Source organism: Kushneria sp. AK178 (assembly GCF_053903105.1).
Window position 1 is genome coordinate 2,225,791 of sequence record NZ_CP096381.1, and the last position, 13,475, is coordinate 2,239,265.

General features: G+C 61.1%; 10 protein-coding genes and 4 tRNA genes. 8 read left to right on the plus strand and 6 right to left on the minus strand.

The window, feature by feature from the left end; all coding sequences use genetic code 11:
- The 3 genes from M1D97_RS10125 (at position 1) to M1D97_RS10135 (ending at position 2,205) form a co-directional block, all read left to right on the plus strand.
- Complete coding sequence (locus tag M1D97_RS10125; protein WP_456267615.1) at positions 1-879, plus strand: DMT family transporter; 879 nt, start codon at positions 1-3, stop codon at positions 877-879.
- A 95-nt stretch (positions 880-974) separates the two neighbouring features.
- Positions 975-2,066: a redox-regulated ATPase YchF gene (gene ychF / locus M1D97_RS10130; RefSeq protein WP_456267616.1), complete on the plus strand. Its 1,092-nt coding sequence runs from the start codon at positions 975-977 to the stop codon at positions 2,064-2,066.
- Between the two features lie 62 nt (positions 2,067-2,128).
- Positions 2,129-2,205 (plus strand) — tRNA-Met (locus M1D97_RS10135).
- Positions 2,206-2,280: 75 nt separating this feature from the next.
- Here the strand turns inward: M1D97_RS10135 and M1D97_RS10140 are convergent.
- Complete coding sequence (locus M1D97_RS10140; RefSeq protein WP_456267617.1) at positions 2,281-3,588, minus strand: M18 family aminopeptidase; 1,308 nt, start codon at positions 3,586-3,588, stop codon at positions 2,281-2,283.
- A gap of 140 nt (positions 3,589-3,728) precedes the next feature.
- Here M1D97_RS10140 and M1D97_RS10145 point away from each other — a divergent pair, with 140 nt between their 5' ends.
- Entirely contained in the window at positions 3,729-5,936 is a 2,208-nt protein-coding gene (locus tag M1D97_RS10145) for a carboxy terminal-processing peptidase (RefSeq protein WP_456267618.1), read from the plus strand.
- Between the two features lie 126 nt (positions 5,937-6,062).
- Here the strand turns inward: M1D97_RS10145 and M1D97_RS10150 are convergent, their stop codons facing one another.
- Entirely contained in the window at positions 6,063-6,257 is a 195-nt protein-coding gene (locus tag M1D97_RS10150) for a hypothetical protein (protein ID WP_456267619.1), read from the minus strand.
- A gap of 162 nt (positions 6,258-6,419) precedes the next feature.
- Between M1D97_RS10150 and M1D97_RS10155 the strand changes: the two genes are divergently transcribed.
- Positions 6,420-6,719 carry a hypothetical protein gene (locus tag M1D97_RS10155; protein WP_456267620.1) on the plus strand — a complete coding sequence of 100 codons (300 nt, stop codon included), beginning with the start codon at positions 6,420-6,422 and terminating at the stop codon, positions 6,717-6,719.
- Between the two features lie 26 nt (positions 6,720-6,745).
- Here the strand turns inward: M1D97_RS10155 and M1D97_RS10160 are convergent.
- From M1D97_RS10160 to M1D97_RS10170, 3 genes are all read right to left on the minus strand, one after another.
- Positions 6,746-6,821 (minus strand) — tRNA-Asn (locus tag M1D97_RS10160).
- A gap of 22 nt (positions 6,822-6,843) precedes the next feature.
- Positions 6,844-6,919 (minus strand) — tRNA-Asn (locus M1D97_RS10165).
- 103 nt (positions 6,920-7,022) lie between these two features.
- Positions 7,023-7,099, minus strand: a tRNA-Met gene (locus tag M1D97_RS10170).
- 259 nt (positions 7,100-7,358) lie between these two features.
- Here M1D97_RS10170 and betI point away from each other — a divergent pair.
- The 3 genes from betI (at position 7,359) to betA (ending at position 11,260) form a co-directional block, all read left to right on the plus strand.
- Positions 7,359-7,955, plus strand: a complete 597-nt coding sequence (gene betI, locus M1D97_RS10175; protein ID WP_456267621.1) for a transcriptional regulator BetI — start codon at positions 7,359-7,361, stop codon at positions 7,953-7,955.
- A gap of 50 nt (positions 7,956-8,005) precedes the next feature.
- Entirely contained in the window at positions 8,006-9,475 is a 1,470-nt protein-coding gene (betB, locus tag M1D97_RS10180; protein ID WP_456267622.1) for a betaine-aldehyde dehydrogenase, read from the plus strand.
- Positions 9,476-9,559: 84 nt separating this feature from the next.
- On the plus strand, positions 9,560-11,260 hold the full coding sequence (gene betA, locus M1D97_RS10185) for a choline dehydrogenase (RefSeq protein WP_456267623.1): 1,701 nt from the start codon (positions 9,560-9,562) through the stop codon (positions 11,258-11,260).
- A gap of 81 nt (positions 11,261-11,341) precedes the next feature.
- Here betA and edd read toward each other — a convergent pair whose 3' ends face one another.
- Positions 11,342-13,198 (minus strand): phosphogluconate dehydratase, encoded by a 1,857-nt coding sequence (gene edd / locus M1D97_RS10190; protein WP_456267624.1) that lies wholly within the window; start codon positions 13,196-13,198, stop codon positions 11,342-11,344.
- Between the last annotated feature and the right edge of the window lie 277 nt (positions 13,199-13,475).

The window sequence follows — 13,475 nt, forward strand, 5'->3', positions numbered from 1 at the left end:
ATGACGCTTGAACGTCTGGTACCGCTGACCTTCGTGGGCATCTGGTCCACCGGCTTTATCGCGGCGCGGCTGGTGGCACCCTGGACCGATCCACTGACCTTTCTGAGCTATCGATACCTGCTCAGTGCGCTGGTGTTTCTCATGATCGCGCAGGCGGTCGGCGCCCAGTGGCCGCGCGGGCGTACGGCCTGGACGCGAGCGCTGCTGGTCGGCATTCTGCTGCAGGGGCTCTACCTGGGGGGCGTGTTCTGGGCGGTTGATCGCGGCCTGCCGGCAGGCGTGGCCGCACTGGTGGTCGGGCTGCAGCCGCTGGCAACCACCCTGCTCGCCACCTCGATGCTCGATGAACGGCCCGACACACGCCAGTGGCTGGGGGTCCTGATCGGCCTTGTCGGCACCCTGCTGGTACTGCTGCCCGGACTACAGACGGATTTCGGCGAGATCGATCCGCTGCCGCTTGTGGCCGTGCTGATCGCCATGCTGAGCATCACGCTGGGCACCATCTGGCAAAAGCGCACCGGTCCGGGCGCCGATCTACGCACCAACGCGGCCATTCAGTTCATCGGCGCCTTCGTGGTCACGCTGCCGCTGGCACTGGCCACCGAAAACCTGCGTTTTGAACCCACCTGGCAGGCCTGGACCGGTCTTTTATGGTCGGTATTCGGTCTGTCGGTCGGCGCCATCTCCCTGCTGCTGGTGCTGATACGCCGTGGTTCGGTATCGAGTGTGGCCTCGCTCTTTTATCTGGTGCCCCCAGTGGTAGCCCTTTTGAGCTGGGGCCTGTTTGACGAAACGCTGGGACCGCTACAGATCAGCGGCATGGGGCTTGCCGCCTGCGGCGTGGGCCTGGCCGGTCGCCGGAAATCGTCCGGGCGGTAGCGACCCGGGCGCGGCAGCAGGTAAACTTCGCGCCATATCGGCCCGCGCGTCGGGCCGGATTGAACACATCGCCCTACACTGCAGGATGCACATCCATGGGATTCAATTGCGGTATTGTCGGCCTGCCCAACGTGGGCAAATCGACGCTTTTCAATGCCCTGACCAAGTCAGGCATCGATGCAGAAAACTTCCCCTTCTGCACCATCGAACCCAATACCGGCATCGTACCGATGCCGGACCCGCGCCTTGAGCGTCTGGCTGGAATCGTCAGGCCGGAAAAGGTGATTCCGACCACCATGGAGTTCGTCGATATCGCAGGCCTGGTGGCCGGTGCTTCAAAAGGCGAAGGGCTGGGCAACCAGTTTCTGGCCAATATCCGCGAGACCGACGCCATCGCACACGTGGTGCGCTGCTTCAATGATGACAACGTCATTCACGTCTCCAACCAGGTCGATCCGCGTGTCGATATCGAAACCATCAATATCGAGCTGGCCCTGGCAGATCTGGACAGCGTCGAACGCGGCCTGCAGCGTCTGGCCCGCACGGTCAAGAGCGGGGACAAGGACGCCGCGGCCAGCAAGGCACTGCTGGAGCGCATCCAGCCACATCTGGCGGAAGGCCAGCCGCTGCGCAGCTTCGGGCTGGATGACGACGAGAAGAAGCTGCTCAAGAGCTATGGCTTTTTGACGCTCAAGCCCACCATGTACATTGCCAATGTCGATGAAAACGGGTTCGACAACAATCCGCATCTGGATGTGGTCAACGCCATCGCCGCCGAGGAAGGCGCCGTGGTCGTGCCGGTCTGCAACAAGATCGAGGCCGAAATTGCCGAGCTCGAGGAAGAAGAGCGCGCCATGTTCCTCGATGAGCTGGGGATGGAAGAGCCCGGGCTCGATCGCGTGATTCGGGCCGGCTACGGCCTGCTGGGGCTTCAGACCTACTTCACCGCCGGCGTCAAGGAAGTCCGCGCCTGGACGGTACCGATCGGGGCAACCGCACCGCAGGGGGCCGGTGTCATTCATACCGACTTTCAAAAGGGCTTCATCCGCGCCGAAGTGGTCGCCTATGACGACTTCGTGTCACTCGGCGGCGAACAGGGCGCCAAGGAAGCCGGCAAGTGGCGTCTGGAGGGCAAGGAGTACGTGCTCAAGGACGGCGATGTGGTGCATTTTCGCTTCAATGTCTGACAGCGCCGGCACAGGGGCTTGACGCATCAACGGCCTTTGCGTAGTATGCGCTCGCATTAAACGGCTACGTAGCTCAGCTGGTTAGAGCACATCACTCATAATGATGGGGTCCCCTGTTCGAATCAGGGCGTAGCCACCAGATACGAAAAAACGGCATCCTCGGATGCCGTTTTTTTATGCCTGCCCGCTGCCTCCGGGCGTGGGCGCTGTCTTCTCAGACCAGCTGCTCACGATTGCAAAACGCCGTCAACGCGCGGATCAGATAGTCGGGATCATGCGCCCCTGCCGTTTCACGGATGGAGTGCATCGCCCACTGCGCCAGGCCGATATCCAGCGTGGGCACCCCGGTGCGCGTGGCGCTCAGCGGCCCGATGGTGGTGCCACAGGGCATGTCGGCGCGGCTGACAAAGGTCTGTACCGGCACATCAACCTCCCGACAGATCTCGCGAAAGAGTGCGCCGGTGGCGGCACTGGTGGCATAGCGCTGGCTGGCATTGACCTTGATCACGGGTCCCTGGTTGAGCGCCGGCTGATGGCGCGCGTCATGCTTGTCGGGATGGCTCGGGTGTACGGCGTGGGCGTTGTCGCAGGAGATCAGGCGTGAAGACTGCAACAGCCGGATACGCGCTTCGGCGCCGCCACTGCCCTGCGCCTCGGCCAGTCGTGACACCACATCGCCCAGCAGCGTGCCCTGCGCCCCGCCGGTGCTGCCGCTACCGATCTCTTCGTGGTCATTGGCAACGAACAGTGCGCCCTGTGTGCCGTCACTGTCGATCAGCGCGCGCAGGCCGCAGTAGCACGACAGCAGATTATCAAGGCGCATCCCACTGATCATTTCTCCGTCAAGCCCCGTCTGTGACGTCGGCTGCGCATCATAAAGGCTCAACTCATGATCAACGATGCCGATATTCTCGAGACCATGCTGCTCGAAGAGCCAGCGCTTGAGCAGCGACTCGATCGAAGGCGGCTCACGCTCGGGACCGGCCTGCCAGATTACGGGCGCCATCTGCGTCTGGGCGTTGAGCGCCCTGCCCTGATTGGCCTCGCGGTCGAGATGAATGGCAAGACTGGGAATGACGGCCACCGGTCGGTCCACCTGAAAGAGCTGCTCCCTGAGCCTGCCCTCCCCGTCGCGCAGATGGACGCGCCCGGCAACGGCCAGATCACGATCGAACCAGGGCGCCAGCAGAGCACCGCCATAGACCTCGACGCCCAGCTGCATCCATTGCGAGGCCATCTGAACGGGCCGGGGTTTCAGACGCAGCGCGGGGCTATCGGTATGCGCGCCCACCATGCGCAGCGCGTCAAGCGGCCCGTCGGGCAGTTGAAAGGCGATCAGGGCACCGCCGGCGCGTGTGCAGTAGTACCGCTTGCCGGGAACGAGCTGCCACGGCTGCGTTTCATCCAGCGCCATGAAACCTGCCGACTCGAGACGCGAAGCCATCTCTTCGACCGCGTGCCATGGCGTAGGGGAACGCTTGAGGAAATCGAATAAATCAGTAATTGTCGAGGAATGAAACACGTAATTCTCCCATACTACCTATCGGTGATAAGCACGTCGGGCTGCTACAATGCTGGCCCTGCCTGCTGACCTGCAACAGATCCTTTTAATCTCGTAATGACAGCACACAAAGTGTACATGAACCCGGGAGTGCTTCCTTGATGAGCCTGTTTGCCCCAGCCCGCAATATTGCGGTGTTCGCTCTGTGCCTTTTGACTGCCCTGCCCGCACTGGGTGATGAGGCAATCAAGCCGACCGACGAGGGGCGACAGGCGTCTCGGGAAGTCATTCAATCGCTGGAATATGGCCACTATGAGCCCGTAACGCTCAACAATGGCTGGTCGGAAAAGGTATTCGGCCGCATGCTGAAACTGCTGGATTCCCAGCATGCCTATCTGACCCGGGGTGATATCGCGCAGTTCAGCGATCTGCGCACGAACCTCGACGAAATGCTGGTCGAAGGCGATCTGGATCGCATCTATGCGTTCTATAATCTCTACCAGACACGGCTGGAAAACCGGCTCCAGTGGCTGATCGATCGACTCGAAACACGACCCGATTTCGACTTCACCGGCAATGAACGTCTGCCGACCAATCTTGAAGACGCCGACTGGGCGGAAAGTCAGAGTGAACTGGACGACCTGTGGCGCAAGCGTCTCAAGAATGCCGCCCTGACCCTGTCGCTGGCACCGGAGACATCGGACGACATGCCGGTGGTCGATACCAGTGTGCTGTCGGAAATTGCCACCGTTCCGGCCCGGGCCCCCGAGCCCGAAACGGCTGCCCCGGCCGATGACAGCGCCGGAACCATGACCCCCGAAAAAATTGCCGGACAGCTGGCCGACCGATACAAGAGCCAGCTTTCGCGGGTTCGACAGACCAATACCGAGGATGTGTTGAGCGTGATTCTCAACGCCGCCACGGGTTCCATCGATCCGCACTCGGAGTATCTCTCTCCCAGCCGCGGCGAGTCCTTTGACATTCAGATGAAGCTCTCGCTCGAGGGCATCGGCGCCCTGCTGCAGCAGGACAGCGAGTACGTGCGCGTCTCGAGTCTGGTCTCCGGCGGCCCTGCCGAGCGCAGCGGACAGCTCAAGCCTGCTGACCGCATCGTGGCGGTAGGCGATGGCGAAAACGGTGACATGATCAGCGTCATCGGCATGCGTCTGGATGAAGTTGTCGAGCATATTCGCGGCCCGAAGGGCTCGAAGGTACGCCTGGAGATCATTCCGGCGAAGGCCATTGATGTCACCCAGACACGTACCATCGAAATCACGCGCGACACCGTCAGTCTGGAAGATCAGGCCGCCAGCAGCCGCGTGATCGAGTCCACTCGCAATGGTGAAAGCCACCGTGTCGGCGTCATCAAGGTACCGGCCTTTTATGTCGACTTTGACGCCTATCAGGCGGGCGATCAGAACTATCGCAGTTCGACACGCGACGTCGCCGAGCTGATCGACAAGCTCAAGGCACAGAACGTGGAAGGCATCGTGCTGGACATGCGCGGCAACGGTGGCGGTGCGCTGCAGGAAGCCAACTCGATGGTGGGCCTGTTTATCGATCGCGGCCCCACTGTGCAGGTGCGCGATGCCCGCGGACGCATCAGCCTGTATGGCGATACCGATCGCGGGGTTGCCTACGATGGCCCGCTGGCCGTTCTGGTGGACAGGCTGTCGGCCTCGGCCTCGGAAATCTTTGCCGGCGCCATCCAGGATTATGGCCGCGGCCTGGTGCTGGGCAATCAGACCTTCGGCAAGGGCACGGTCCAGACGCTCAGTGACCTGAGCCATGGCGAGATGAAGCTGACACGCGCCAAGTTCTATCGCATTTCGGGAGAGAGCACCCAGCTGCGCGGCGTCGAACCGGACATCGCCTTTCCAGGCCTGATCGACAAGGATGACATCGGCGAAAGCGCGCTCGATTACGCCATGGAGTGGGATACGGTACGCCCGGTGAGCTATCGTACGTATGGCAAGCCCTGGCAGTTTCTTGATCAACTCAGGCAGCGACACGAGCAGCGCGCTCAGGACAATCCCAACTTCCATTATCTGACCCGCGAGGCGCAGCTGGCCGAGCAGATCCAGGCGCAGAACAACACGGTCAGTCTCAATCGCGAACAGCGACAGCGTGAAATGGAGGCTCAGGAAGCCGAACAGCTGGCGCTTGAAAATCAGCGGCGACGCGCCCTCGGCCTGCCGGAGATCGATACCTGGACCGATGCCCGCGACGAAGCACTGCAGGCTGGAGACAGCGACACGGATACCGAATCTCCCATTCAGAAAGCCGCCATGGAAGAGAGTGTCGAAATCCTGCTCGACTACGCGCTACTGCTTGATACGCGTCACTCATCGGGCAGAACAACCCCCTGACAGTTATTGCCTTTAAAAAAGGGGCTGCCTGTTCATACAGGCAGCCCCTTTTTATGGACCGGCAGACAATTTTTATATCAATGTTTAATACTGACTCAATACAATATTAAAAATATACCGGCCAAATCATGACTGCTGTATGAGTTCCAGTATTTCAATGGTGTCATGATGCGTCATTTTATAACTCTGCATCAGCGCTTCGAGCTCTGCTGAAAAATCGGGTCTGACCGACTCCTCCTGTTCGAGACCTCTCAGCATTTCGCCAAGCTGATTATCAAGTGACCATTTGTCCTTGATGGAAAGGCTTCTCTCGCGAGGCATTATTTTAAATTCCTGAAATTATTAATGTTGCGAACGGATACGATACCGGGCGGCATGAGCGGAATGGCGCTGCGACAAGCGGGCTGCACACGACGAGACGTCGATACTACCGGCCGGCCAATATAAAACGCGGAAACGAAACACGAATCTGCCGATGCCGTCATGCTGACAGCAGATAAACAACAATCATCAGTTGGCAGACGAACCTGGCAAACCGGGACAGGATATCGGGAACACAAAAACGGCAAAACCACTCACGGCGACTCGGCCAGAAGTTCTTATAGCAAACGCTATTTATCGAGTCAAACAGGCACCGGCGACATGAAACAAGGTAGCGATACGACAGAATTCAATGATCATCGTCATTTATCAATGACGCCATTGATTCAGCAGAAAGGAAATTCAGGTGAAAGAATTATCAAAAGAGAGTCATCGTTGCTTATTAATGAAAGCGACCGATGAATTGTTGCATTGATGGCAACGAGGAGTGGCTCCCTGAGCAGGACTCGAACCTGCGACCCAATGATTAACAGTCATTTGCTCTACCAACTGAGCTATCAGGGAACAGCAATGTGTCGGATGTTGGTGGCTCCCCGAGCAGGACTCGAACCTGCGACCCAATGATTAACAGTCATTTGCTCTACCAACTGAGCTATCGGGGAATATCTTTCCGAACACGCGGCGTAGTATACGTATTCTAAAAAAAACGTCAAGACCCTGAGGCCTGAGTACCAACCGCCGTCATGGTACTGCTTCGCTTGTCACTGGTGGCTACGCCCTGATTCGAACAGGGGACCCCATCATTATGAGTGATGTGCTCTAACCAGCTGAGCTACGTAGCCAGCGACCGGGCGCATTCTACAGAAGCATCACGGCCATGCCAATCCCTGCCCCACCCTGAACCCACCGACCGCGCCAGCCAGGCGCTCCCCCGGGTCGTCGCGATGGTTTTCGCCGACTCAACGCCCCGATTGCCTCACGGCTGGTCCGCCCCGGTGCCTGGCGACCGGAAGATCCCCACCCTCTTTATTGATTGATCGTTCAATAAAAAATGGATAGGCTGAATCCTGTTATCAGCGTTCCATGACAGGAGAGGGAACGGTGCCCAGAACAGGAATGGAGCCCATCCGGCGTCAGCAGTTGATCGATGCCACCATGGCCACGATTGATGATGCAGGGCTGGCCGACAGCACTGTCGTGCAGATCGCGCGCCGTGCCGGCGTCTCTGCCGGCATCATCGGTCACTACTTTGGCGGCAAGGATGGCCTTCTTGAAGCCACCATGCGCCACATCCTCGGCGACCTTGGCGCATCGGTCGCCAGAAGACGACAGGCACTGAACAGCAGCGATGCAAGGGCCCATCTCTATGCGATCGTGGAAGGCAATTTTGACCGCCGCCAGATCAGTCAGGCGGTGATGAAGACCTGGCTGGCGTTCTGGACCACCAGCATGCACAAACCCAATCTACAGCGACTGCAGCGGGTCAACGACCGTCGTCTCTACTCCAACCTCTGCCATCAGTTCAGAAAACATCTGACGCCCGCGCAGGCGCGCTCTGCCGCCCGGGGACTGGCAGCACTCATCGACGGCCTTTGGCTGCGCGGCGCGCTCGCGCCCGAAAAATTCGATACCTCGGACGCCGTGGTACTGGCCTGTCGCTACGTGGATGAACAGCTCGATGGCAGCGGCGCGGCCTGAGGCCGGATATCCCGGCCGCCGCTCACACACCCCTTTATTCGGGAGGCTTCATGGCCATTTTCGACACCCAGCAGCTTTACATCGACGGCAAACGCGTTAACGCCACCTCGGGAGAGACCTTCGAATCCATCAATCCCTTCAACGGTGATGTGCTGGCCGACGTTCAACAGGCCTCTCGGGAGGATATCGATCGAGCCGTTGATTCGGCGCGCCGCGGCCAGAAGGTGTGGGCAGCCATGACGGGCGTGGAGCGCTCGCGCATTCTCAATCGTGCCGTGGCCCTGCTGCGTGAAAGAAACGACGACATCGCCCGCATCGAATCAATGGATACCGGCAAGCCGCTGAGCGAGACCACGGCCGTGGATATCGTTACCGGCGCCGACCAGCTCGAGTATTACGCCGGCCTCGCCGCCGCCGTGGAGGGCGAGCAGATTCCCATCCGTTCTGATTCCTTTGCCTATACCCGCCGCGAACCGCTTGGCGTCTGCGCCGGCATCGGTGCCTGGAACTACCCGATCCAGATCGCCTGCTGGAAGTCGGCCCCGGCACTGGCCACTGGCAACGCCATGATTTTAAAGCCCAGCGAAGTCACGCCGCTCACCACCCTGATGCTGGCCGATATCTTCACCGAAGCCGGCCTGCCCGATGGCGTATTCAACGTGGTTCAGGGCGATGGACGCGTCGGCGAAATGCTGACCGAGCACCCCGGCATCGACAAGATCTCCTTCACCGGCGAAGTGGGTACCGGCAAGAAGGTCATGGCGTCTTCGGCCGCCTCGTCGCTGAAGGAAGTCACCATGGAGCTGGGCGGCAAGTCTCCCCTGCTCGTCTTTGCCGATGCCGATCTCGACCGCGCCGCCGACGGCGCGATGATGGCCAACTTCTACTCCACCGGTCAGGTCTGTACCAACGGCACCCGCGTATTCGTTGAGCGCTCGGTCAAGGAGGCCCTTGAAGCGAAACTGCTCGAACGCATCGAGCGTGTGAAGGCCGGCGACCCGCTGGATCCGGCCACCAACTTCGGCCCGCTGGTCAGCTTCGAGCATCTGGAAAAGGTCTGCGACTATCTCGAAGCCGGCAAACGCGATGGCGCACGCCTGCTGGTGGGCGGTGCGCGCATGACGGAGGGGGATTTCGGCAAGGGCGCCTTTGTGGCCCCCACCATCTTTACCGACTGCCGTGACGACATGCGCATCGTGACCGAAGAGATCTTCGGGCCCGTGATGTCGATTCTCGCCTTTGATGATGAAGAGGAAGTCATTCGCCGCGCCAACGACACCGACTACGGCCTGGCTGCCGGGGTGTTCACTGAAGGGCTCAATCGGGCGCACCGCGTGGTCCATCAGCTCGACGCCGGCATCTGCTGGGTCAACACCTGGGGCGACAGCCCCGCCCAGATGCCGGTCGGCGGCTACAAGCAGTCCGGCGTGGGCCGGGAAAACGGGCTATTGACGCTGGCCCACTACACCAGAGTCAAGTCCGTCCAGATCGAAATGGGCCCCTTCGAATCGGCCTTTTGAGTGTCGCCTTTCATTTTGCCACGGCGGGCATCAGGGTGAGATGGTCGTTTCGATGATCCGCCCATGACTCGTCAGGAGGACCTGATGACCGATACGCGTGACTACGACTACATCATCATCGGTGCCGGCTCGGCCGGCAATGTACTGGCCGCACGCCTCACCGAAGACGACGACGTCACTGTACTGCTGCTGGAAGCCGGCGGGCCGGACTACCGGCTGGACTTTCGGACCCAGATGCCGGCGGCACTGGCCTATCCGCTGCAGGGCAAGCGCTACAACTGGGCCTTCGAGACCGATCCCGAACCCTTCATGAACCACCGCCGCATGGAGTGCAGTCGCGGCAAGGGACTGGGCGGCTCATCGCTGATCAACGGCATGTGCTATATCCGTGGCAATGCCATGGATCTGGAAGGCTGGGCCGAGCTGCCCGGCCTTGATAACTGGCGCTATGCCCACTGCCTGCCCTATTACAAAAAGGCCGAAACCCGCGACACCGGTGGCAACGACTATCACGGCGACCACGGCCCGGTGCAGGTCGCCACGCCCCGGCCGACCACCAACCCGCTCAACCGCGCCTTCATCGACGCCGGCCGGCAGGCGGGCTTCGGGGAAACCGACGACCTCAACGGCTACAGGCAGGAAGGCTTCGGGCCGATGGACCGAACCACCACGCCCAACGGCCGTCGCGCCTCGACCGCTCGCGGCTATCTCGACATTGCCCGCCACCGCCCCAACCTGACGATCGAAACGCACGCCGTGACCGATCACATTACGGTCGAAGGCGACCGGGCCACGGGAGTCATCTATACGCGCCGGGGCCATAATCAGCAGGTCCATGCCCGTCGCGAAGTGCTGCTGTGCGCTGGAGCCATCGCTTCGCCGGCCATTCTGCAGCGTTCAGGCATCGGCGACCCCAACTGGCTCGAAGAGATGAGTATCGACGTAATCAACGCGCTGCCGGGCGTGGGCAAGAATCTGCAGGATCATCTGGAGATGTACATTCAGTACGAGTGCAAACAGCCCATCACGCTCTACTCGGCGCTGAAGTGGTACAACCAGCCCCGGATCGGGGCCGAGTGGCTCTTTCAGGGCACGGGTATCGGCGCCAGCAATCAGTTCGAGGCCGGCGGTTTCATCCGTACCGACGAGGGCGAGGCCTGGCCCAACCTGCAGTATCACTTTTTGCCCTGTGCCATCAGCTACAACGGCAAAAGCGCCGTCGAGGCCCACGGGTTTCAGGCGCATGTCGGGTCGATGCGCTCGAAAAGCCGCGGCCGCGTCAGGATCAGGTCACGCAATCCGGATGAGGCGCCCAGCATTCTTTTCAACTACATGAGCGAGGCGCGCGACTGGGAAGAGTTCCGTGACGCCATCCGCATCACGCGGCGCATCATCGAACAGCCGGCACTGGATGCCTACCGCGGCCGCGAAATCGCCCCCGGCCCGGATATCCAGAGCGACGAGCAGCTTGATGAATTCGTGCGAAACCATGCCGAGACGGCCTATCACCCCTGCGGTACCTGCCGCATGGGCGAAGGGCCGGACGCCGTGACCGATGGTCAGGGTCGCGTGCACGGCATGACGGGGCTGCGAGTGATCGATGCGTCGCTGATGCCCGTGATTGTCACCGGCAATCTGAATGCCACCACCATCATGATGGCGGAGAAACTCGCCGACAGCGTGCGCTCACGAACGCCGCTGCAGCCCTTGAGCGATGTGCCGTTTTATACGGCGCAACAGCGGCATCAAAACGAGCGCGGCGCCGATACCCCGCATCCGCACTGACCGTTTCATGCCCCGGTCGTGACAGATACCGGGCCCAAGCCCGGCACCTGTCGCTGACGCCGCCATGTCATGCCGGTCGCGCTAGCCGTTGACAGGCGCCGCCGGCGCCACCTCGGCGGCCTCGAAACCGCCAAAGGTGCTGGCGCCCTCCTCGGCGCTGCCCACCAGCGCACGCATACCGGCAAACATCTCCCGCCCCAGGCCGTGATGGTACGCCTCGAGATCGGCCCGGGCACACGGCCGTGCAGCAAATTCCTCGGCATCGACAAGCACCTCGAGACGGCCGCTGACCGAGTCCAGGCGCACCATGTCGCCGTCACGCAGACGTGACAGCGGCCCGCCGTCTACCGCCTCCGGCGTCATGTGGATCGCCGCCGGCACCTTGCCGGAAGCGCCCGACATGCGACCATCGGTCACCAGCGCCACGCGGAAACCGCGATCGAGCAGCGAGCCGAGATAGGGCGTGAGCTTGTGAAGCTCCGGCATGCCGTTGGCACGCGGGCCCTGAAAGCGCACCACGGCAACGACGTCACGCTCGAGCTCGCCGTTGGTAAAGGCCGTCTTGAGCGCGTCCTGATCGGCAAACACCCGCACTGGCGCCTCGATCACGCGAAACTCCGGTTTGACCGCGGAGACCTTGATCACGCCGCGCCCGAGGTTGCCGTCCAGTACCGCCAGCCCGCCCGTGGGCGAAAAGGGATGATGGATGTCGGTAAGCACATCCGGGTCCAGACTCTTCTCCGGCCCGTCGCGCCAGACGAGCTTCTCATCTTCCAGAAAGGGTTCACGGGTGTAGCTTTCCGACAGGGTTTGCCCCGTCACGGTCGGGATATCACCGTGCAGCAGGCCGCCCTTGAGCAGCTCGCGGATCAGCACGCTCATGCCGCCGGCCGCGTGGAAATGATTCACATCCGCCTGCCCGCTCGGATAGACATGCATGAGGCTGGGCACCACTGCCGAGAGTTCATCAAAATCATCCCAGTTCAGGGTAATGCCCGCCGCGCCGGCCATGGCGATCAGGTGCAGGGTATGGTTGGTGGAGCCGCCCGAAGCCAGCAGCCCCACCAGCGCATTGACGATGGCGCGGGCATCGATCTGCTGCCAGAAGGGCAGGTAGCCTCCGCCCGGCTCGGAGTTTTTGATGGCGCGCTCGGTGCCATGCGCGGTGAGGGCATCGCGCAGCGGTGTATTCGGGTTCACGAACGAGGAGCCGGGCAGATGCAGCCCCATGATCTCCATCATCAGCTGATTGGAGTTGGCGGTGCCGTAAAAGGTACAGGTGCCGGGCGCGTGATAGGAGGCCGACTCCGACTCCAGCAATTCGGCGCGGCCCACCCTGCCTTCGGCAAACTTCTGACGAATACGCGCCTTTTCCTTGTTGGGCAGACCGCTGGGCATGGGGCCGGCGGGAACAAAAACGGCCGGCAGATGCCCAAAGCGGGCGGCCGCGATGAACAATCCGGGGATGATCTTGTCACATACCCCCAGATACAGCGCAGCATCGAACATGTTGTGGGAAAGACCGATGGCGGCGCTGCGAGCGATGCTGTCCCGCGAAAAAAGCGACAGCTCCATGCCGGGCTGTCCCTGGGTGACCCCGTCGCACATGGCCGGCACACCACCGGCCACCTGCGCCGTCGAGCCCATGCGACGCGCCGCTTCACGGATGACGTCGGGGAAGCGCTCAAAGGGCTGATGGGCGGACAGCATGTCGTTGTAGGATGTCACGATGCCCAGATTGGCACTGTTGGTCAGCTTGAGCTGCTGCTTGTCGGAAGCACTGCAGGCAGCAAAGCCATGGGCCAGATTGCCGCAGTCAAGGGCGCCACGGTGGACACCACGGCGATGTTGTGCCTGCATGCGGGCTTCATACAGGGCGCGACGCGGCGCGGATCGTTCGATGATGCGCCGGGTTACGCGGGTCAGGGTGGTATGCATGAAAACCTCACCTGTCACGGTCTCGAGTGGAAGTGCATCAGTCTATCCGAATTGGCTCTTTTTTGTAGTTAAACTACCCGTTTCGTCCGCTACAATTTTCGGTTCGCCTGGCTCTGGTCGGATCGGGGCCGCCAGCAGCGGGCAGCATGCCATCGTGGCGATAAAATGATGTCACGCCAGGCGCCATTTACAGCACGTCATGCGATATCCTGATGTTCTCCCGATGACCGCCGATACACATGATTAACCTGACACTCCTCATCGATGGGTGCCTGCA